Source organism: Anabaena sp. CCY 9910, from assembly GCF_963920875.1.
GTDB classification, from domain to species: Bacteria; Cyanobacteriota; Cyanobacteriia; order Cyanobacteriales; family Nostocaceae; genus Trichormus; species Trichormus variabilis.
Genome location: NZ_CAWUDJ010000150.1, coordinates 1 through 242 on the forward strand (window position 1 = coordinate 1; position 242 = coordinate 242).

Sequence of the window (242 nt, forward strand, 5' to 3'; positions counted from 1 at the left end):
GACGCGATCCCGCGTAGCCGCCATACCGATGGCCGCAACAGCGACCAGATCTTCAACCCGCTATTGCGCGAAATCGGCGCGCTCGGTTTTTCCACCTTGGTGGCACTCCTGCTGCCGTTGGCGGTGATTGGCCTCGGCTATGGCCTGGTTCATGAGGAACGTGAGCAAGGCATCTGGCGGCTGGTCTGCGCACAGACTCGGCATGCCTGGGCAGGCGTCTTCGCCGCGCTAGGCATACGCTT

At 63.2% G+C, this 242-nt stretch carries 1 protein-coding gene; it reads left to right on the top strand.

The annotated features are described in order from the left end of the window. Positions 1–242, top strand: a 242-nt coding sequence (locus tag ACM5QX_RS29650; RefSeq protein WP_414756776.1) for a hypothetical protein, incomplete at both ends; no start/stop codon positions are given.